The sequence below is a fragment of the Gillisella vitis genome (genome assembly GCF_001541345.2).
Lineage (GTDB): Bacteria > Pseudomonadota > Alphaproteobacteria > Rhizobiales > Rhizobiaceae > Allorhizobium > Allorhizobium vitis.
Map to the genome: position 1 here is coordinate 754616 of NZ_LMVL02000001.1, position 21421 is coordinate 776036.

The window sequence follows — 21421 nt, forward strand, 5'->3', positions numbered from 1 at the left end:
ATTTGTGGTTTTTTATTTTTTCGAAAAAAACAAAATCCATGTTTTTCCCGATCGGCGAGTATAAATAATGGAGTACAATATTTCGATATCGGATATGTTTCAATTTTATACATAAATCATTAAGTATAGGCGTAGCTGCGCAGGAACCAGATCGGCCATGGCGAATTATCGCGCCAGAAACGAAACAAAACTGGATTTTTTGCGATGAAAAACCTGCCAATCATTGGTAAATTCTTAACGATAATGGCGCTGTTCGGTATGTTTGCACTGGGCGTTGCGGGCTATGCTGGAATGCGCATTATGGATATCGACACATCCTATAGCGACCTCATAGCTCAGGATACTGCCGCTGCGACAGCGATATCGCGCGCCAACCGGGCCTTGCAGGGGGCACGCTCGTCAATCGCGGAACTGACGATCGCTCGCTCCGACAAAGAGAAAGCCGCTTCTCAACAGGACCTTCAGTCTTCGCGGGCCGCTTTCGTAAAATTCATTGACATTGCCATTGCCGCGGTTCCCCAGCGCCGTGATGTTGCCGATGCCAAGACGGAAAGTCTGCGCATCATCGACAATACCTGTGCCAATACCATTGCTCTTGGCAATGCCAGCAATTCGCCAGAGGGCGTGGCGCTCGCGCAAGCCGCCTTTATCAATGAATGCCAGGCGGCGTTTCGCGTTATTACGCCAAAAAACGTGCAATTGGTGGATGATTTGAACAATTCCACCGATCAGAAAAGCGATGCATTATCCGTGAGCTCAGGCCATGCCGCTATGGTCACGGTGGCCAGCATCGTAGCCGGTCTGGCAATCGTCCTGACCATCGGCTTTTTCGCAATCCGCGCTTGGCTTGTCATACCGATCCGTAAGGTGGCTGCAACCATGGAAACCTTGGCCGGTGGTGATCTTTCGACGGATGTTGCGGGAACCGAACGTCGTGACGAAGTCGGCGGGATGGCCAAGGCCGTGCAAGTGTTCAAGGACAATGGCCTGCGTGCACGGGAACTGGAGCGGGAAGCAGAAAGCGTTCGCAATTCCAGCGAAGCAGAACGGGCTCGTGTTGCGGAAATGGACCGCAAGCGTGCGGAAGACATGGCAGAGGCCACATCCGGCCTGGCCGACGGCCTGAAACGACTGTCGAATGGCGATCTCGGCTTCCGTTTGAGCCAGCCGTTCGCCACCGAGTTCGAAGCGCTTCGCAACGACTTCAATGCCGCCGTTGCACAATTGTCCGATACGCTGGGTGCGGTCGCCAATGCCACCAGCTCTATCGACAGCGGTTCGCGGGAAATCAGCCAGGCTGCCGAAGATCTGTCGAAGCGCACCGAACAGCAGGCCGCATCGCTGGAGGAAACCGCTGCCGCGCTTGACCAGATCACCACCAATGTCGCCAACTCGTCCAAGCGCGCCGAAGAAGCCCGCCATGTGGCGATTGAGGCCAACCAGTCGGCCCGCGAATCCGGCATTGTCGTCTCCAATGCTGTCGATGCCATGCAGCGGATTGAGCAATCGTCCAACCAGATCTCTAACATCATCGGCGTGATCGACGAGATTGCCTTCCAGACCAACCTTCTCGCTTTGAATGCTGGCGTGGAAGCAGCACGTGCCGGGGAAGCGGGCAAAGGCTTTGCGGTCGTCGCCCAGGAAGTGCGTGAACTGGCGCAACGCTCTGCCGGTGCCGCCAAGGAAATCAAGGAGTTGATCCGTAATTCCGCCGGCGAAGTCAGCAATGGTGTGACACTGGTGCGTGCGACTGGCGATGCCTTGAAGGCGATCGAAGCTCATGTCGTCACCATCAACAGCCAGCTTGACGCCATTGCCCTGTCGTCACGCGAACAATCGGTCGGTCTTGCCGAAGTCAACACTGCCGTCAACCAGATGGACCAGGTGACCCAGCAGAATGCCGCCATGGTCGAGCAATCGACGGCAGCCAGCTCTTCGCTGGCATCGGAAGCGGGCCGGTTGCGTCAATTGATTTCGCAATTCCATCTCGACGGCTCCCAGACCATGCCTGCCACTTCGGCTGCTGGCTGGACATCCAAAAAGCCGGCTGCTGCGCATGAACAGCACCGCCCGGTTGCGTCTCCGGCCCGGCGAATGGTGGGGCAGGTGGCCCGCGCCATGGGTCTCCAGACAGCGGCCAAGGCCGATAGCTGGGAGGAATTTTGATGCGGACGGCCTCGACCAGCCAGGCGGATGCGCTTGAAATCCTGGCCTTCAGGCTGCATGGACAGGAGTTCTGCGTCAAGACCACGTCCATCCGCGAAATTCGCGGTTGGGCACCGGCCACATCCTTGCCGCATGCCCCTGCTGAGGTCATCGGGGTGATCAACCTGCGCGGCACGGTCATTCCCATCGTCGATCTCGCGGTCAAATTGGGAATGCAGGGCATGGTGGCCAATGAGCGCAGCGCCATCATCGTTGCGGAAGTGGACAGCGCGGTCGTCGGCCTGCTTGTCGATGCCGTGTCAGACATCTTGACGGTTCCCGCTAACAGCCTGCAACCCGTGCCGCAAGCCACCAGCAGCGGAACGGATTTTTCCGATGGCATCATTGTTCAGGGCGCCACCATGATCTGTTTTCTCAATCTTGAACGGATGTTTGCCCACAGCAATTGTGGCGATTGGGCGATTGCCGCCTGATTGCCCGAAATTTGTAGCATGTCCAAAGCCCGGAAGTCTCTTCCGGGCTTTGACGTTTCCACCCCGTTGCCGCCTTCACAAAATTTGCAATGAGGTCCCTGATAACCCGGCCTTTTCAAAGATGTGATTGGCTTGTCTTTATCCTGTAGGACAGTTTGATGAGCGAGTGCTATGAAGCCGGGCCTGTTCTTCTGTGGGGAAGGCAGGATTGCGTCAGGGTAGGCCATCCCCTTCGGACCATCCCTGACGGGCCATGAACAATGCGTGAGCGATGCCTATGAAGAGAATGACGAAGATCGTCCTGGTCGGCCTCGTGGTTGTCGGGGCCGGATTGGTTTATGCTGCCCGCCAACCGCAATTTGCTGCGGTTACCGGAGGCTGGTTGGGCAAACCGCAAAACGACCGGCAGCGGGGCCGGGATCTCGCCATTCCCGTCGTTGCGGCTCCTGTCGTCCAGGCCGACGTACCCGTCTATGTAACCGGCGTCGGCAGCGTCAAGCCGTTGAACACTGTTGTTATCCAGCCGCAGGTCAGCGGGCGGATCACGAAAATCGGCTTTCAGGAGGGGCAGGACCTGAAGAAAGGCGACCTGATCGCCACGCTGGACGACGCGCTTTACAAGGCGCAGCTAGATGAAGCGATTGGCAAGAAGGCCCAGGACTCGGCCCAACTGACCTATGCCATACTGGAAATGGAACGCTTGCAACGGCTGATCGGCAATTCCGCTACCACCCAGCAGCAATTGGACAACCAGGTGGCGCTGGTGGCGCAATACAAGGCGCAGGTCCAATCCGACCAGGCAGCCATCGAGGCGGCTCAGGCTCAGCTGGATTACACCGTTATCAAGGCGCCGATGGATGGACGCACCGGCATTCGCAATGTCGATGTCGGCAATATCGTCTCGACCGGTGATACGACCGGCATCGTCACCCTGTCGCAGATCAAGCCGATCACCATCCTGTTTTCCATTCCCCAGCAGGATCTGGCCCGGGTCAATACCGCCAACGCCAAGGGTGCTCTTTCGGTCGATGCCCTCGGAGACGACGGCAAGACGGTCGTTGCCAACGGTACGCTGACGGTGGTCGACAATCAGGTCGATACCACCACCGGCACAGTCCGCTTGCGGGCTGAATTTCCCAACGATGATCTGCGGCTATGGCCCGGCGCTTTCGTCAATGCCCGGCTTCTCGTTGAGACCAAGAAAGATGTGCTGACGGTTCCGTCCTCGGCCATCCAGCGCGGTCCTGCGGGAACCTACGCCTATATTGTCCAGCCGGACCAGACGGTGAAGATCCAGGCGGTGACGGTCGAGATGCAGGACGACCAGACGGCGGTGATTGCCAAAGGGGTCAGTGCCGGTGAGACTGTCGTGACGACAGGGTTCGCTCGGCTACAGGACGGTGCACCGGTGCGGGTTTCGACGCCGCAGGAGGCCGATCCTGCCAACATGGCTGTGCCGCTGGATGATAACAAGCCGCGTCAACGCCATGGCGGTAACCGCAACAATGGCCAAGCCCGGCCAAACGCCCATGACCCCGCCTCGCGGAAAGAGGGCGCTGAAAAACCTCCGGCTGGACCGGACGGCAAACCGGCACCCACCGCAGGAGACCAAAACGGCACCGGCGCACCCGCAACCCCACCGGCTGACGCAGCGAAATGAGTATTTCGACGCCCTTCATCGCACGGCCCGTCGCCACCTCGCTGCTGGGGATCGCCATCCTGCTGGGGGGATTGCTGGGGTATGCCTCGCTGCCCGTAGCCCCATTGCCGCAGGTGGATTTTCCGACGATCCGCGTCACCACCCAATTGCCGGGCGCTGACCCCGAGACCATGGCGGCCCTGGTGACAGCGCCGCTGGAAAGGCCATTGGGGCAGATCCCGGCGCTGGCCTCGATGACCTCTTCCAGCGCCTTCGGCATCAGCCAGGTGACGCTGCAATTCAACCTGGACCGCGATATCGATGGTGCTGCGCAGGACGTGCAGGCGGCGATCAATTCGGCCAGCGGCAGCCTGCCGAAAACCCTGCCTTATCCGCCGACCTATGCGAAAGTGAACCCGGCGGATACGCCGACCATCACGCTTGCGCTGCATTCCGATAGCTATCCCATTCGTGATCTGAGCGATTTTGCCGATACGATCATGGCGCAGCGGCTGAGTGAGGTTTCCGGCGTCGGCGATGTGCGCGTCCAGGGTGGCGTGCGGCCCGCCATCCGCATCCAGGCCGATCTGACCCGGCTTGCCTCTTATGGACTGTCGCTGGAGGATCTGCGCACCGCGATTACCAATGCCAATGTTTCCGGTGCCAAAGGGGCAGTGGATGGCACCTCCCAATCCTTCACGCTCTCGGCCAATGACCAGATCAAGGACCCGGAAATCTACCGCGACACCATCGTCACCTACAGCAATAGCGCGCCTGTGCGGCTGCGCGATGTCGCCGATGTCGTTGAAGGGCTGGAAAACAGCCGCGTCGGTGCCTGGTATCAGGGGCATCCGGCAGTCATTGTCGATATCATGCGCCAGCCAGGGGCCAATGTTATCCAGACTGTCGAGGATGTCCGAAAACAGCTGCCGCGCCTGAAACAGGCGCTTCCCGCCGGGGTCTCACTCGACATCGTCAACGACAGGACAGATACCATCCGCGCCTCCATTCACGATGTGCAATGGACGCTGGCGCTCAGCGTCGGCCTGGTCATTCTCGTGGTGTTTCTGTTTCTGCGCACGCTGACCGCGACGATCATCGCCGCCGTCGCCCTGCCGCTGTCTCTGATCGCCACCTTCGGCATTATGTATTTTGCCGGTTTCAGCCTCGACAACCTGTCGCTGATGGCGCTGACCATCGGCACCGGCTTCGTGGTGGACGATGCCATCGTGATGATCGAAAATATCGCCCGTCACATCGAGGAGGGCGAACATCCGATGCAGGCCGCCCTGAAGGGGGCGGGCGAAATCGGCTTCACCATCATTTCGCTGACGGCCTCGCTGATCGCGGTGTTTATCCCGCTGCTGTTCATGACCGGCATTGTCGGGCGGATGTTTCGTGAATTTGCCCTGACACTGACCATCGCCGTCGTGGTGTCGGCGGTGATTTCGCTGACGCTGACACCAATGATGTGCGCGCGCATTCTGCGGGCGCCGAAGGAGCGCAATTCCGGCGTGCTCGGCATGGTGGACCGCGGCATGGACTGGATGAACGAAGGCTACCGCCGCAGCGTCGTCTGGGCTGTCAATCGCGGCTGGCTGATGCTGGTGCTGACGGGGATCACGCTTGTGATCACCGGCCTGCTTTACGTCACCATCCCCAAGGGTTTCCTTCCGGTGCAGGACACCGGGCTGATTTCCGCCGTCGTGGAAACCGAGCCGACCAGTTCTTTCGATGCGATGAAACAGACCCAGGCCCTTGTCGGCAACCGGCTGCGTGCCGATCCGGCGGTGGAAAGCGTCATCGCGGTGATCGGCACCAGTGCCTCCAACCTGACACTGAACACGGCAAGCTACAGTATCGTGCTGAAACCACTCGATCAGCGAGATATCTCGGCGACGGATTTGATCGACCGGCTGCGGGCGTCTGTGGCCGATATTCCCGGCATCCATCCGACATTCCAGAGCATTCGTGATATTTCCATCAGCACGCGGGCCAGCCGAGCACCCTATCAATATACGCTTACGGGCAACAATACCGCGACCGTCGCCGATTGGGCCGACCGGCTGGCCCGGCGGCTACAGCAGAACCCGCTGCTGATCGATGTGACATCCGAAGTGGAAATGGGCGGCGGGCGGCTGGCGATCACCGTCAATCGTGAGACCGCAGCCCGCCTTGGCGTTTCCATGCAGGCGATCAACGATACGCTCTACGATGCCTTCGGTCAGCGCCAGATCAGCACCATCTACGGGCAGGCGAACCAGTACCGGGTCATTCTGGAAGCCGCCCAGCGGTTTCAGGGCGATCCGAAATCCCTGGAACAGCTCTATGTCAAAGGCACGAGCGGTGCCATCGTGCGGCTGAATGCGGTTGCGTCGGTCAAGTTTACCACGGCACCGCTGGTGATCAGCCGCGACGATCAATTCCCCGCCGTCACCATCAGCTTCGATCTGGCCAGAAACGCATCGCTGAGCGAGGCGATTGACGCCATCAAGACCGCCGAACGTGACATCGGCATGCCAGCCTCGATCCAGCGGCATTATAGCGGCGATACCGAGGAATTCGACCGCTCGCTGGCGGGAGAGCCCTGGCTGATTCTGGCAGCGATCATCACCATTTATATCGTGCTGGGTCTGCTGTATGAAAGCACCATCCATCCGATCACTATTCTGTCCACGCTGCCTTCGGCGGGTGTCGGGGCGCTGGTGGCGCTGATGCTGTTTGGCCAAGACTTATCGATTATCGCCTTGATCGGCATCGTTCTGCTGATGGGGATCGTCAAGAAAAATGCGATCATGATGATCGATTTCGCACTGGACGCGGAGCGTAAGGAGGGGCTTAGCGCCCGCGATGCCATTATCAAGGCCGCCGTCATGCGCTTTCGGCCCATCATGATGACCACGCTGGCTGCCCTGTTCGGCGCGTTGCCGCTGGCGCTTGCCCAGGGAACCGGCGCGGAACTGCGCATCCCGCTCGGCATTTCGATCATCGGCGGCCTGCTGCTTAGCCAGTTGCTGACGCTCTATACCACGCCGGTCATCTATCTGGCGCTGGATGGAGTGCGCGCCAGAATGCAGGGAAAACGTGCCGCGTCCGATGTCGGAGGGCCGGTATGAATATCTCAAGCTTGTTTATCAGCCGCCCGGTCGGCACCACCCTGCTGGCCATCGGCCTGATGATGCTTGGGCTGGTCGCCTACCGGTTCCTGCCGGTCGCAAGCTTGCCCGCCGTCGATCTTCCGACCATAAGGGTGACAGCCAGCCGCCCCGGTGCCGATCCAGAAAGCATGGCCTCCAGCGTTGCAGCACCGCTGGAGCGTCATCTCGGTGCGATTGCCGGTGTCACCGAAATGACTTCGACCAGCGGGCTCGGCACGACCAATATCTTTTTACAATTCGATCTTTCCCGCAATGTCGATAGTGCCGCCCAGGATGTGCAGGCGGCCATCAATGCGGCCGTCGGCGATTTGCCGAGTGACCTGCCGTCGCTTCCGTCCATGCGCAAGGCCAATCCTGCCGCATCGCCAATCCTGACGCTGGCTTTGACCTCCGATACCATTCCCGCCAGTGCCATATACGATGCCGCCGACAGTGTTGTCGTGCAGCGGATTTCGCAGGTGGAAGGGGTTGGTGACGTCTCGGTCAGCGGTGCCGACCAGCCCGCCGTTCGCGTCCGGCTCAACCCGGATCGGCTGGCGGCCATCGGGCTTTCGGCGGATGACGTGCGAACCGCCATCGTCAACGGCAATGCGCTTGCTCCGATTGGTGCCATCGATGGAAGCCAGGCTTTTTATGCGCTGTCGGTCAATGCGCAATTGGTAACACCTGAAGATTACGGCCAGCTTGTCATTCATGCCGCCGACGGCATTGCCGTCCGGCTGGCCGATATTGCCACCGTGGAACCCGGCGTGCGCAACCGGCGTTCCGATGCCTGGTTCAATGGCAAGCCCGCCGTTCTCCTCAACATTACCAAGGCAGCAGATGCCAATGTGATGTCTACGGTCGATGCGGTGAAGGCGCTCATTCCTGAAGTGAAGCAGCTCATTCCTGCTGGTATCGAAGTCGATATTCTCAACGACCGCACCAAGACCATTCATGCCAGCGTTGAGGATATGCAGTTTACCCTGCTGGCGACGGTGGCGCTGGTCATGGCTGTGGTCTTCGTCTTCCTGCGCCGGTTGGTGCCGACGCTGGCCGCAGGTTTGACCGTGCCACTATCGTTTGCTGGCGCGTTTGCCGCGATGTGGCTGACGGGACTGTCCATCGACAATCTGTCGCTGATGGCGCTGGCGGTGGCCAGCGGCTTCGTGGTGGACGATGCGATTGTGATGATTGAGACGATTTACGCCAATATTGAAAAAGGCATGAAGCCACTTGAGGCAGCTCACGCGGGCGCCCGGCAGATCGGTTTTACGGTGATTGCTATCAGCATTTCACTGATGGCCGCCTTCATTCCCTTGTTTTTCATGGGCGGCATTGTCGGCAAGTTCTTCCTGACCTTTTCCCTGACGCTTGCCTTCACCATCGCCGTTTCCACCGTGGTTTCCCTGACCCTGACGCCGATGATCTGCGGCCACCGGATCAAGGCGCGGGATCTCGACGCTCGGCAGGGTCGTTTCGACCGAGCCATAGAACACAGCCTAGAGCGGACCGTTGCCTTTTACGACCGCACGCTGAAGGGCGTCCTGCATCACCGTGTCCTTGCGGTGGTCATCACCATCGCCTGCATCGTGCTGACCGGTTTTCTCTACGCCAAGGTGCCAAAGGGCTTTATGCCGCGCGACGATACCGGCTTCGTGATGGGCAATAGCCAGGCTGCCAGCGACATATCCTATCCGGCCATGCTGGCGCTGCAAAAGCGCGCCTTGGCTATCGTCGAGCGCGATCCGGCGGTGCAGAGCATCGGTGCCTCCGTTGGCGGCGGATTTCTCGGAACAGCCAATCGCGGCCAGATGTTGATCGCGTTGAAAGCGCCTGAAGAAAGAGAGGCAACGGACGTGGTGATCGAGCGGCTGCGCCGTGCGGTTGCCGTCATTCCTGGCCTCGATACCTCGTTCTTTTCGCCAAGCGATATCCGGGTCGGCGCGCGGACATCGGATTCGGAATTTCAATTCACGCTTTGGGATGCCGATTACGATGAACTTGTGGCCTGGGCGCCGCGCATTCTCGCCCGGCTGCGACAGGAACCCTTGCTGACCGATGTCAACAGCGACCGTCAGCCCAGCGGACTCCAGGCCAATGTCGTTGTTGACCGGACTGCCGCGTCGCGTCTCGGCGTCAAGATGACGGCGGTCGATGCGGCGCTCAACAATGCCTTTGCCCAGCGTCAGGTGACTATCGTCTATGGAGACCGCAACCAATACCGTGTCATCCTTGAAACCTATCTGGATTTCGCCAAGGACCCGGAACATGTGTTGAAGATTTATGTGCCTGGGAGTGGCGATACGCAGGTGCCGCTCAGCGCTTTTGCTAGGATCGAGCGGACATTGGCACCCATCGGGGTCAATCATCAGGGACAATTTCCGGCGGTAACGATTTCCTATAATATCGGGCCGGATACCACGCTGTCCGAGGCCAATGATGCGGTCAAGGCCGCCGTGGCCGGCATGCATCTGCCGGATACTCTGCATGCCGAATTTGCCGGTGATGCTGCCAATGCGTCCAGTTCCTCCGGTGGCCAACCGCTGCTCATTCTCGCCGCTCTGCTGGCTGTCTACATCGTGCTCGGCATTCTCTATGAGAGCCTCATTCATCCCCTGACGATCATTTCCACGCTGCCTTCTGCCGGGTTGGGCGCGTTGCTGGCGCTTTGGATCAGCGGCACGGAACTGACTATCGTCGCCTTTATCGGCATTATTCTGTTGATCGGCATCGTCAAGAAAAACGGGATCATGCTGGTGGATTTCGCGCTCGAAGCCGAACGCCAGCATGGGATGTCGCCCGAGGATGCCATTCACGAAGCCTGCCTGCGGCGGTTTCGCCCGATCATGATGACGACGCTTGCCGCCTTCATGGGCGCACTGCCGCTGGTGCTGGCGACCGGACCCGGTGCCGATCTTCATCGACCGCTCGGCGTGACGATCATCGGTGGCCTTATCGTCTCGCAGGCGCTGACCCTTTACACCACGCCGATCATCTACCTGATCTTTGCCCGCCTGGCGGCGCGCTGGGGCGCGCGCACCAAGTCAGGCGCCAATGTGGAACACCGTCCGGCTGTTTAGGTCTGCTCAGCGCAGAGTGATCCTGACAGGATGATTGCGGCGTTGCCATGTATACATTATATTAGGAAAATTGCGCCTGCTGCTTGCCGTTGGGGCATGCTGGGACAGGGCAGGTGATGCGATTGGGGAGGGGCTTTATCGGCATGCAGAAGGACAATAAGGCCTCGGCAAAGCAGGGGGACGCCGCCACCCATGGCCGCCGCGCTGTGATCGAATTGCGCGAGAAAATCATCAGCGGACATCTCGCTGGCGGAACGCGGTTGTTCGAGGTGTCGCTGGCGGCGGAACTCGACATTTCCCGCACGCCGGTGCGCGAGGCCTTGTCACGGCTGGCTGAGGAAGGTCTGCTTGATCGCTTGCCGAGTGGCGGGTTCACAGTGCGCCGGTTTGGCTATGATGATGTTATCGATGCAATTGAATTGCGCGGTGTTCTCGAGGGGACAGCGGCAAGGCTGGCCGCAGAGCGTGGGGCCAACGCGGAGGCACTTTCTGAGATATGGGGGACAATATACAAACTGGATCAATGCTTTGGTCCCTATGTCGATGACGTGGAATTTGATGCCTATGCGGATCTCAATGAGATATTCCATCGCCAACTGGCAGCCCTTTGCGGAAGCGAAGTGATGCGCCGCGAGGTCGAACGGGCAAGTGCTTTGCCTTTTGCCTCGCCTTCCGCCTTCCTGCCCAACAGGTTGGATATTGCGGCGTTTCGCCGATCCCTGCGCTCAGCGCAGGAGCAGCATCGCGCCCTAGTGGAGGCAATTGCTGCACGCGAAGGGGCCCGCGCTGAAGCCATGGCGCGTGAACATGCCAGAACGGCGCGGCGAAACCTCGACTATATTTTCAAGGAGGACCCGGAGCTGATCAACAAGATTCCCGGCATGGGGCTGATCCATCGTTGAATTTTCTCCATGATTTCTGTGGCCTTGTTCATGGCCACAAAAAAGCTTCAGAAACGGGCTTGCATTCTGCTCAAGGGCTGGCATCAATGTATACACACTGAACACCGCCTTGGGAGGAAACGATGGCAGCGAGCAGTCTCCACGATATTTTGCAGGATAATCCCGACATTGTCGGACGGCTGCGCAATTCGCCGGTCGGAATGTATGTATACCCGGTTGTGACGCCTGAATTCAGCAATTGGCGCTCCGAACAAGTGGCTTGGCGCAATTCCGCCGTGCTGTTCGATCAATCCCACCACATGGACGAATTGATCGTCGAAGGACCGGATGCGGAGAAATTTCTCAGCCATCACGGCATCAACTCGTTTGCGAATTTCGATCTCAACCGCGCCAAGCACTTCGTTCCGGTGACGCCGAACGGCCATGTGATCGGCGATCACATCATCTTCCGCGAACGGCAGGACAAGTTCATTCTTGTGGGCCGCGCCCCGACATCGAACTGGCTGATGTTCTGCGCCGCCTATGGCAAATGGAACGTCCGCCTCAAGCACGATCCGCGTTCACCGTCTCGCCCGGAAGGCGAGCGCGTGTTGCGCACCCATTATCGCTACCAGATCCAGGGGCCGGAAGCTCCGAAGATCTTCGAGAAGATCAATGGCGGGCCAGTTCCGGAGATCAAGTTTTTCCATGTCGATTGGATTAATGTCGGCTCCAAAAAGGTGCAAGCGCTTCGCCATGGGATGTCCGGCGCGCCGGGTCTGGAAATCTGGGGGCCTTACGAGGACAAGAATTACATCCTGTCCTGCATTCTCGAAGCGGCAAAGGATGCCAATGTCGATCTGGTGCGCTGCGGCAGCCGCGCCTATTCCACGAACACGCTGGAGAGCGGATGGATTCCCTCGCCGCTTCCCGGCATCTATACCGGCGATGGCATGCTCGCTGACTATCGCCAGTGGCTGGGTGCCGACAGCTATGAAGCCAATGGTCCGATTGGCGGTAGCTTCGTTTCCAGCAATATCGAGGATTATTACGTCAATCCGTTCGAGCTTGGCTATGATTTCTACATCGGCTGGAAGAAGGACGATTTCATCGGCAAGGCAGCGCTTGAAAAATTCAAGGGCCAGACCAATCGTAAGAAAGTTACCTTTGAATGGAATGCCGAGGATGTGGTCGAGGTGATCGCCTCTGCTTTCCGTCCGGGTGAAGACAGCTACAAGTGGATCGATTTCCCCGTGCTGAACTACGCCTCAACCAGCGCCGACATGATCGTCAACGACGAGGGCAAGACGGTGGGCCTGTCAATGTTTGGCGGTTATTCCTACAATGAGCGCTGCATCCTGTCGCTCGGCATTGTCGATGCCAATGTCAAGGAAGGCGACGTGCTGACGCTGATCTGGGGTGAGCCGGATGGCGGCAGCGGCAAGACCTCCACCGAGCGCCCCCACAAGCAGGCGAAAATACGCGTGCGGATCTCTCCGACACCTTACGCGCGCCAGGCCCGCGAGACCTATGCCGAAAGCTGGCGCACCAAGAGAAAATGATCTGCCTGATATCACCAGTTGATTACATCAATGCCCCGACAGATTATTGACCTGTTGGGGCATTGATCTAGCAGACCGATATTTGTTGTTTTCAGTCAGGCGGCCTTCGCGCTACCGCGCCAGCGCAACAGGCGCATGGCGTTTGCGGTGACGAGAACGGTGGCACCAGTGTCTGCGAGGATTGCCGGCCAGAGACCGGTAATGCCGATGATCGTTGTCACCAGGAACACGGCTTTCAGCCCGATGGCAATGGTGATGTTCTGGCGGATGTTTCCCATCACCTGCCGCGACAGCATGACCATGTCGGCTAGGTCCATGACCCTTCCATGCAGAATAGCCGCATCGGCGGTTTCCAATGCCACATCCGTTCCGCCGCCCATGGCGATGCCGATATCGGCGGCGGCGAGAGCCGGGGCGTCGTTGATGCCATCTCCGACCTTGGCGACCCGTTCGCCTTTCGCCTGCATGTCGCGCACGATGGCCTGTTTGTCCTGCGGCAGCAGATCGGCACGCGGCTCGATGTCGAGCAGCGTGGCGATGGCCCGGGCCGTGGCGGCATTGTCGCCGGTCAGCATGACAGGGCGAATACCGGCAGCCTTCAGCGCGTCCAACCCCTGGCGGGCATCCGGGCGCGGTTCGTCGCGCAGTGCGATCAGCCCCGTGACTGACCCGTTCTTCACCAGCAGGGAGACGGATTTCCCTTCCGCACTCAGTTTTTCGATCCGGGTGACGATCTCGGCGGAAACCGGGGCCAGTTCGGCGGCGGCACTGGCCGATCCGAGGAAGAGGCTGATGCCGCCCACCGTGCCGCGCACGCCCTTGCCAGCCATAGCGCCGGTCTCGGTTGCCGTTGGTACGGAAATGGTGCGGTCGGTGGCGGCCTCGATAATCGCCCGGGCCAGCGGATGGCTCGACCCCATTTCAAGGGCAGCAGCATCGGCCAGCACCGTCTCTTCGACTGCGCCGCCAAACGCGATGATATCAGTCACTTTCGGCTTACCCTCTGTCAGCGTTCCCGTCTTGTCGAGCGCGATGGCGGTGATCCGCCCGACATTTTCGAGAACCGCGCCGCCCTTCATCAGCAGGCCGCGACGCGCACCGGCGGAAAGACCGGCGGCAATGGCGGCGGGTGTCGAGATCACCAGCGCGCAAGGGCAGCCGATCAGTAGGATTGCCAGGCCTTTGTAGAGCCACAGGCTCCAGTCCCCATCCCACAACAGCGGCGGCAGGATTGCCACCAGCGCGGCCAATAGCGTTACAGCGGGTGTATAATAGCGCGAAAAGCGGTCGATAAAGCGCTCGGTCGGTGCTTTGCTTTCCTGGGCTTCCTCGACCAGACGGACAACGCGAGCAATGGTGTTGTCGGCAGCGGTGGCCGTCACCTTGACCCGGAGTGTTCCTTCGCCATTCACCGTTCCGGCAAAAACGCCTTCCCCGGCACCCTTGGTTTTCGGCAGGCTCTCTCCGGTGACAGGGGCTTCATTGATCGCGCTGGTACCATCGATAATCTCGCCATCGGCAGGAACCCGGTCGCCGGGCCGCACGATGACGATGGTGCCGAGTGTCAGGCTGGCGGCAGCCACGTCTTCAATGCGGCCATTCCGCTCGATCCGCGCCGTATCGGGAACCAGCTTGGTCAGGCCTTGAATACTGGCCCGCGCCCGCCCAGCCGCAAAGCCTTCGAGCAGTTCACCGACCAGAAACAGGAAGACGACCGTGGCTGCTTCCTCGGTCGCGCCGATGATGATGGCGCCGATGGAGGCGATGGTCATCAGCATTTCGATGGAGAACGGCGTCCCGGCCAGCGCGGCCATCACCGCACGGCGGGCAATCGGCACAATACCGATGGCGATTGCCGCCAGAAACGCCCAGAAGGAGAGGGAGGGGACGACATGGCCGATGAGCATGGCAAGAACGAGTGCAGCGCCGCTCGTTGCGACCAGCCGGGCTTTTTGCGTGCGCCACCAAGGGCCTGTCGTGGGTCCGTCATCATGCTGATGGCTGTGCAGACCGTCGCTATGAGCGGCGTGGTCGTGCCCCTCATGGTTATGCGTCTCATGATTATGCTCATCGTGATGATGATGCGCCTCGCCATCATGATGGCCCGTGCAGGTCGGGCCATGTGCATGGTCGTGCTGCTGATCGTGTTGTGGAACGGACGCGGCGAGGCGGGTGGTCTTGTAGCCAAGACCGGTCACCTTATCGGCAAGCGTGACCAGATCTGCATTGCCGTCGTGGACAACCGCCATGGTCTGTGCTGTCACCGACACCCGGACATCGGTAATACCGGCCACACGGCGTGCTGCGGTGTCGATCTTTGCCGCGCAGGAGGCGCAATCCATGCCCTCGACGCGGAAGCGGGTGGTCTGTTCGGTTGCCATCGGTTCGTCCTTGTCATTGTGTCGAACCGATCCTACATTCTCTAGTGACTAGAGGAGCAAGGGCTAAATCGATGAATATTGCAATTGGCGAGGCGGCGCGGATCAGTGGCGTCAAGGTCGCGACGATCCGGTATTACGAACAGGTCGGCCTTGTGCCGCAGCCGCCGCGTACCGATGGAAACCGCAGGCTTTACAGCGCTGCCCATTTGCAGCGGCTGACCTTTATCCGCCATGCGCGTGAGCTTGGCTTCGAGGTCGATGCCATTCGCACCCTGCTCGATCTTCAGGATAAGCCCGGTCAGTCCTGCTCACCGGCTGATTCGATTGCACGGCGACGGCTTGCCGATGTCGAGGAGCGGATCGACCGGCTCAAGGCGTTGAAAACCGAGCTTGAGCGGATGATTACCGGCTGTTCGCATGGCACGATTGCCGAATGCCGAGTGATTGAGGTTCTTGCCGATCACGACCAATGCCGCCACGACCAGCATTGATATCATGAGAGCACCGGTCCGATGCTCTCAGTTTTTGTTTGCGCATCGGATTTATCCGAAAACCGGTTCCCACTTTTCGGTCCGATGCTCTAGGCCACCCATTTCAGATAGAGTGTGGCGAGAGGTGGCAAGGCGAGGTTTATCGAAAACTCCCTGCCATGCGCCGGGATCTGCTCGGCTGAAACGTCACCCTTGCCTTGCCCCGATCCTCCAAATTCACTGGCATCGCTGTTGAGGATTTCCAACCAGTGCCCCTGCCTTGGTACGCCGACGCGATAATCATGACGCAACATCGGGGTGAAATTCGAGATCGCCAGAATGCAGCTCTCATGGTTTTCATCATAGCGCAGCATGGCGATGACGGAGTTTTCGGCATCGTCGGCAATCGCCCATTCAAAACCGGCAGGGTCGAGATCGCTGAATTGCAGGGCCTTTTCCTGCTGATACAGTCCGTTCAGCTTGGCGACCAGAGTCTGGATACCAGCATGACCCGGTCGGTCCATCAAATCCCAGGAGATCGATTGATCGTGATTCCACTCGATGTCCTGGCCGATCTCGCAGCCCATGAATACCAGTTTTTTGCCAGGATGCGCCCACATGAAACCATAGTATGCCCTGAGATTGGCAAGTTTCTGCCAGTGGTCACCGGGCATTTTACCCAGCAACGAGCCTTTGCCATGCACGACTTCATCATGGGAAAGCGGCAGCACGAACCGCTCGGAATATTGATAGACCATGCTGAAGGTCATCGTGCCGTGATGATATTTGCGATAGACCGGATCTTCTTCGATGTAGGATAGGCTGTCATGCATCCAGCCCATGTTCCATTTGAAATCGAAGCCCAGGCCGCCGTCTTCCGGGGATTTGGTCACGCCCGGCCAGGCGGTTGATTCCTCGGCAATCATCAGCGCATGCGGGCAGCGGCTGTGAACGACGCTGTTCAAATGCTTGAAGAATTCGACGGATTCGAGGTTCTCCCGTCCGCCGAATTGGTTGGGAATCCATTCGCCGTCATTGCGGCTATAGTCGCGGTAGAGCATCGAGGCGACGGCATCGACCCGCAGCCCGTCGATATGGAAATGCTCCAGCCACTCAAAAGCGCTGGCGATCAGAAAGCCCTTCACCTCCTTGCGGCCGAGATTGTAGATCAGCGTGTTCCAATCCCGATGAAAGCCCTCGCGCGGATCTTCGTGTTCATACAGCGCGCTACCATCGAAGCGCGCCAGGCCCCAGACATCAGTTGGAAAATGGGCTGGCACCCAATCGAGAAGGACGCCGACACCGCTGGCGTGGCAGCGGTCGATGAAATAGGCCAAATCCTCAGGCGTGCCATAGCGCCCGGTGGGCGAAAACAGGCCGAGCGGCTGATAACCCCAGGAGCCGCCAAATGGATGTTCGGTGATCGGCAATAGTTCAATATGGGTGAAATTCATCGATTTGACGTAGGGTACCAGCCTCTGGCTCAGCTCCACCCAGTCGAGCCAGCGATTGCCATCTTCGGCGATCCTCAGCCACGAGCCGAGATGCACTTCATAGATCGAGATCGGCTCACGAGCGGCGGCATCGGCGTTCTGCCGTGTCATCCAGGCCTGGTCCGTCCAGGCAAAAGGCGTGTTTGACGCGACGATGGAGGCCGTTCCCGGTGCTGCTTCACTGGCCTTGGCGACAGGATCGGCCTTTTGCGGCAGCACATTGCCTTGCGCATCGATCAATTCATATTTGTAGCGCTCGCCGGGGCTGAGGCCCGGAATGAACAATTCCCAGATTCCACCGGCTTGGCGCAGGCGCATCGGGTTGCGTCGCCCATCCCAGGAATTGAAATCGCCAACCACCGAGACGCGCTGTGCGGTTGGCGCCCAGACGGCGAAGCCCACCCCTGCCACCCCATCCATCTCTCTCGGGTTGGCCCCCAGCGTGCGGGCGAGATCGTAATGAGTGGCCTCGGCGATCAGATGCAGGTCCATATCGCCCAGCAGCAGGCCGAAGGCATAGGGATCTTCGGCAATTTGCACCGCATCAGGCCATTCAATCTGAAACCGGTATCGCGAAGAGGAGCGAAGCTCTCCCGCAAACAAGCCACCCGGATGCACCAGGTTCAGCCGACCCACCGGGGCGTTGCTGTTTCTATCGAGCAATTCCACGCCGAGTGCACCCGGAAAAATCGCCCGGACCACTGTTTCCCCATCTGCCCGATGCGGTCCCAGAATGGAAAAGGGATCGCCGTGCCTGCCGTCGATCAGGGCTTGAACCGCCTGGGCATCGACGCCGGATAGCAAGTCGCTCGTGGCAATCGTCATAGGGAAGTCTCCGTCAGCCGTTCAGCAATATCGGCAAAACCAGCAAGTGGAATGGCGATCCAGCTTGGCCGGTTGCTGGCTTCATAGCCGATTTCATAAGCGGCCTTTTCCAGCAGGAACAGGTCGAGGATTCCACGGCGTTGTTCGGGGGCCATGGCCAGTGATGGTTCTCCGTCCACTGCCGTGAAATAGCTGTCGAGGAAACGCGTCTCGGCCTTCCTGCGAAACGCCTCGATCAGCACGGCTCGTGCTGCACTGTCGCCCTGGACGACGATCTCGCGGCCCGTATCGGCGGAAGCAGAGAGATAGCTCAGCGACCGGATCAGTCCGGCCACGTCGCGTAGCGGATTGGTCTTTGCCCGCCGTTCGGCGAGCGGGCGGGCCGGTTCACCTTCGAAATCGATGATATAGACATCGTCTTCGGCAACCAGGATCTGGCCCAGATGGAAATCGCCGTGGTTGCGGATCATCAGCGTGTCCTTGGCACCACTGGCCAGCGTACTAACCGCGCTCAAGATCTGCTCCCGGCGGTCCGCCAGCATGGTGCTAACCCGGATGGATTCACTGTCGAGACCATCACTGTCGCTGCCATGATCGATCTCAGACACTCTGTCCAGGCAGTCGGCAACACGAGCCATCACTGAGCGCGCCCAAACGGACGCATCCTCATCATTCATTGCGACCGGCGCAAAAGCCGGGTCGTCTGTCGGCCTGGCCAGCGCCACATGCAATTCGCCAAGCCGTTTGCCAATGACGGCTGCTTGATTGAACAGCGGGTTGAACCGCTCTTGCTCGACATCGTCATCCTGACCGGCAACCATGCTTTGTTCGAGCGTCTGCCTGAGGGTGTCGAGCATCCAGGTCCAGGCATCGCCTTGATTGCGGATGGCGCCCTGAATGATGATCAATGTTGAGCGCTCGTCATCAGGTGAAACCCTGACGACCTCTCCCAGCAGCGGAGCCGTGTTGGCATAGGCAAGCCGCGTCAGGTGGCGGGTCATTTCCACTTCCGGGTGGATGCCCTGATGGATGTGACGGATGAGCTTGATCATCGCCATGTCGCCAATGATCAACGAGCTGTTGGATTGTTCAGCCGAGAGCCACTTGACCTGCATGTCCTCGGACAGATCCATGCTGTCGAGTTGCTCGGTGCCGATGAAATCGATGGAGCCACTGCTCTTGCTGGAAATGCTGGAGCGTTCGCACAACGCCTTAATGACGCCCCGTGCCATGCTTTGCATGGCAAAGCCATCCGTCAGGAAGCCAACCCGCCGTCCTTTGCGCACTCTTGCAAAGGCCAGTTGCTGGGCAAGCGCATGGGGATTTTCATCGTCCCAGGCGATGGCGAACGGTAGAAAATACCGTTCAACACGATCTTCCAGTTCGGTTTCCAACTCGCCCAGCAGCAGGTCATTACCGAAGGGCATCGGAATGGTCGAAATCAGCGAGGCGCGTTTCACCCTTTCGCCCTTGGAGGCAAACCAACGGCGCTTGGCAAGATAGGAAGGCAGGATTTCTCGCGAAATCGTGTCTTGGATATTAGGCTCGTCCAGCAATTGGGCAAGCTCGCGCCGCATGACGATGGTGACGAAATCCGGCAATTGCTCCGGCGGCTCGGTGCGCCAGGTTGGCCCATCCGCGTCCGTCTCGCCTGACAGCTTGAACCAGAAGAAACCATAGGGTGGCAGGGTCAGCAGATAAGTCAGCTGGCCGATGGGGGGAAAGGCAGACATGCCGGTCAGTTCGATGGGAATGCGCTTTTCGAATTCGGCCAGATCCAGCTCGACCGCCTGCGGCAGGCGCGACAGATTGGCGACGCACAGCAGCACTTCGCCCTCATATTCGCGCAGATAGGCGATGATCTTGCGGTTGGCTGGCGACAGGAACCGCAAGGTACCGCGTCCGAACGCGGTAAATTTGCGCCGAAGCGCCAGCATATGGCGGCTCCAGTTCAGCAGCGAATGGGCGTCAGCCGACTGGGCCTCGACATTGACCGCCTCATAGCCATAGAGAGGGTCCATCAGCGGTGGCAGCACCAGACGGGCCGGGTCGGCACGGGAAAAGCCACCATTGCGATCAGGCGACCATTGCATCGGCGTGCGCACCCCGTCGCGGTCGCCGAGATAGATATTGTCGCCCATGCCGATCTCGTCGCCGTAATAGATCACCGGCGTGCCGCGCATCGACAGAAGCAGCGCGTTCATCAGCTCGATGCGGCGGCGGTCGCGTTCCATCAGCGGCGCCAACCGGCGGCGAATGCCGAGGTTGATTCGCGCCCGGCGGTCAGCGGCATAGGTGTTCCACAGATAATCCCGCTCGGCGTCGGTGACCATTTCCAGTGTCAGTTCGTCGTGATTGCGCAAGAAAATCGCCCATTGGCAATTATCGGGGATCTCAGGTGTCTGGCGCATGATATCGGTGATCGGAAAGCGATCTTCCTTGGCAATCGCCATATACATGCGCGGCATCAGCGGGAAGTGGAAGGCCATATGGCATTCGTCGCCCTCGCCGAAATATTCCTGGGTATCTTCAGGCCATTGATTGGCCTCGGCCAGCAGCATCTTCCCCGGATGGCCTTCGTCCATTGCCGCCCGGATCTTCTTCAGGATCGCATGGGTTTCCGGCAGGTTTTCGTTGTTGGTGCCTTCGCGCTCAACCAGATAGGGAATGGCGTCGAGCCGGAAGGCATCAATGCCGGTATCGAGCCAGAACCGCATGACCGTGATCAACTCGTCCAGCACAGCCGGATTGTCGAAATTCAGATCCGGCTGGTGGGAATAGAAACGGTGCCAGTAATAGGCGCCAGCCACCGGGTCCCAGGTCCAGTTGGATTTTTCGGTGTCGAGAAAGATGATCCGGGTTTCCGGAAACTTCTGGTCGGTCTCCGACCAGACATAGAAATCCCGTTCCGGCGAACCGGCGGGCGCATTCCGGGCTCGCTCAAACCACGGATGCTGGTCGGACGTATGGTTGATCACCAATTCGATGATGACGCGCATGTCGCGGGCATGGGCGGCGTCCACAAAGGCGCGGAAATCGTCCATCGTGCCATAGTCCGGGCTGACATTGCCGTAATCGGCGATGTCGTAGCCGTCATCGCGCCGCGGCGAGGGAAAGAACGGCAGTATCCAGATGGCGGTAATGCCAAGCGAGGCGATATGGTCGAGCTTTTCCGTCAAGCCCTTGAAGTCGCCGATCCCATCGCCATTGCCATCGTAAAAGGACTTGATGTGCAATTGATAGATAATTGCATCCTTATACCAAAGCGGATCCGTCTCGGCCTGCTGCTGTTGCTGTTCCATCGGAAATCT

Annotated in this window: 11 protein-coding genes; 8 read left to right on the forward strand and 3 right to left on the reverse strand. The window is 59.3% G+C overall.

The window, feature by feature from the left end; all coding sequences use genetic code 11:
• Nucleotides 1-204 precede the first annotated feature (204 nt).
• The 7 genes from ASB66_RS03240 to ligM all read left to right on the forward strand — a co-directional run bounded on the left by ASB66_RS03240 (nucleotide 205) and on the right by ligM (nucleotide 12941).
• On the forward strand, nucleotides 205-2166 hold the full coding sequence (locus ASB66_RS03240) for a methyl-accepting chemotaxis protein (RefSeq protein WP_060717388.1): 1962 nt from the start codon (nucleotides 205-207) through the stop codon (nucleotides 2164-2166).
• On the forward strand, nucleotides 2166-2639 hold the full coding sequence (locus ASB66_RS03245; protein ID WP_060717389.1) for a chemotaxis protein CheW: 474 nt from the start codon (nucleotides 2166-2168) through the stop codon (nucleotides 2637-2639). Before ASB66_RS03240 ends, ASB66_RS03245 begins: the two co-directional genes overlap by 1 nt.
• 286 nt (nucleotides 2640-2925) lie before the next feature.
• Nucleotides 2926-4299 carry an efflux RND transporter periplasmic adaptor subunit gene (locus ASB66_RS03250; protein ID WP_234612837.1) on the forward strand — a complete coding sequence of 458 codons (1374 nt, stop codon included), beginning with the start codon at nucleotides 2926-2928 and terminating at the stop codon, nucleotides 4297-4299.
• A complete protein-coding gene (locus ASB66_RS03255) occupies nucleotides 4296-7394 on the forward strand; it encodes an efflux RND transporter permease subunit (RefSeq protein WP_060717391.1) in 3099 nt (1032 codons plus the stop codon). The genes ASB66_RS03250 and ASB66_RS03255 overlap by 4 nt, the downstream gene beginning before the upstream one ends.
• A complete protein-coding gene (locus ASB66_RS03260) occupies nucleotides 7391-10498 on the forward strand; it encodes an efflux RND transporter permease subunit (RefSeq protein ID WP_114386216.1) in 3108 nt (1035 codons plus the stop codon). Before ASB66_RS03255 ends, ASB66_RS03260 begins: the two co-directional genes overlap by 4 nt.
• A gap of 143 nt (nucleotides 10499-10641) precedes the next feature.
• Nucleotides 10642-11400 carry a GntR family transcriptional regulator gene (locus tag ASB66_RS03265; protein WP_081088975.1) on the forward strand — a complete coding sequence of 253 codons (759 nt, stop codon included), beginning with the start codon at nucleotides 10642-10644 and terminating at the stop codon, nucleotides 11398-11400.
• A 122-nt stretch (nucleotides 11401-11522) separates the two neighbouring features.
• Entirely contained in the window at nucleotides 11523-12941 is a 1419-nt protein-coding gene (gene ligM, locus ASB66_RS03270) for a vanillate/3-O-methylgallate O-demethylase (RefSeq protein WP_060717393.1), read from the forward strand.
• A 95-nt stretch (nucleotides 12942-13036) separates the two neighbouring features.
• On the opposite strand, the gene ASB66_RS03275 is transcribed toward ligM, so the two are convergent.
• Nucleotides 13037-15322: a heavy metal translocating P-type ATPase gene (locus ASB66_RS03275; protein ID WP_114386218.1), complete on the reverse strand. Its 2286-nt coding sequence runs from the start codon at nucleotides 15320-15322 to the stop codon at nucleotides 13037-13039.
• A 71-nt stretch (nucleotides 15323-15393) separates the two neighbouring features.
• Between ASB66_RS03275 and ASB66_RS03280 the strand changes: the two genes are divergently transcribed.
• Nucleotides 15394-15813, forward strand: a complete 420-nt coding sequence (locus ASB66_RS03280) for a MerR family transcriptional regulator (RefSeq protein ID WP_060717395.1) — start codon at nucleotides 15394-15396, stop codon at nucleotides 15811-15813.
• A gap of 89 nt (nucleotides 15814-15902) precedes the next feature.
• Here the strand turns inward: ASB66_RS03280 and glgB are convergent, their stop codons facing one another.
• Complete coding sequence (glgB, locus tag ASB66_RS03285; protein WP_060717396.1) at nucleotides 15903-18110, reverse strand: 1,4-alpha-glucan branching protein GlgB; 2208 nt, start codon at nucleotides 18108-18110, stop codon at nucleotides 15903-15905.
• A complete protein-coding gene (gene treS, locus ASB66_RS03290) occupies nucleotides 18107-21412 on the reverse strand; it encodes a maltose alpha-D-glucosyltransferase (RefSeq protein ID WP_060717397.1) in 3306 nt (1101 codons plus the stop codon). The genes glgB and treS overlap by 4 nt, the downstream gene beginning before the upstream one ends.
• Nucleotides 21413-21421 lie beyond the last annotated feature (9 nt).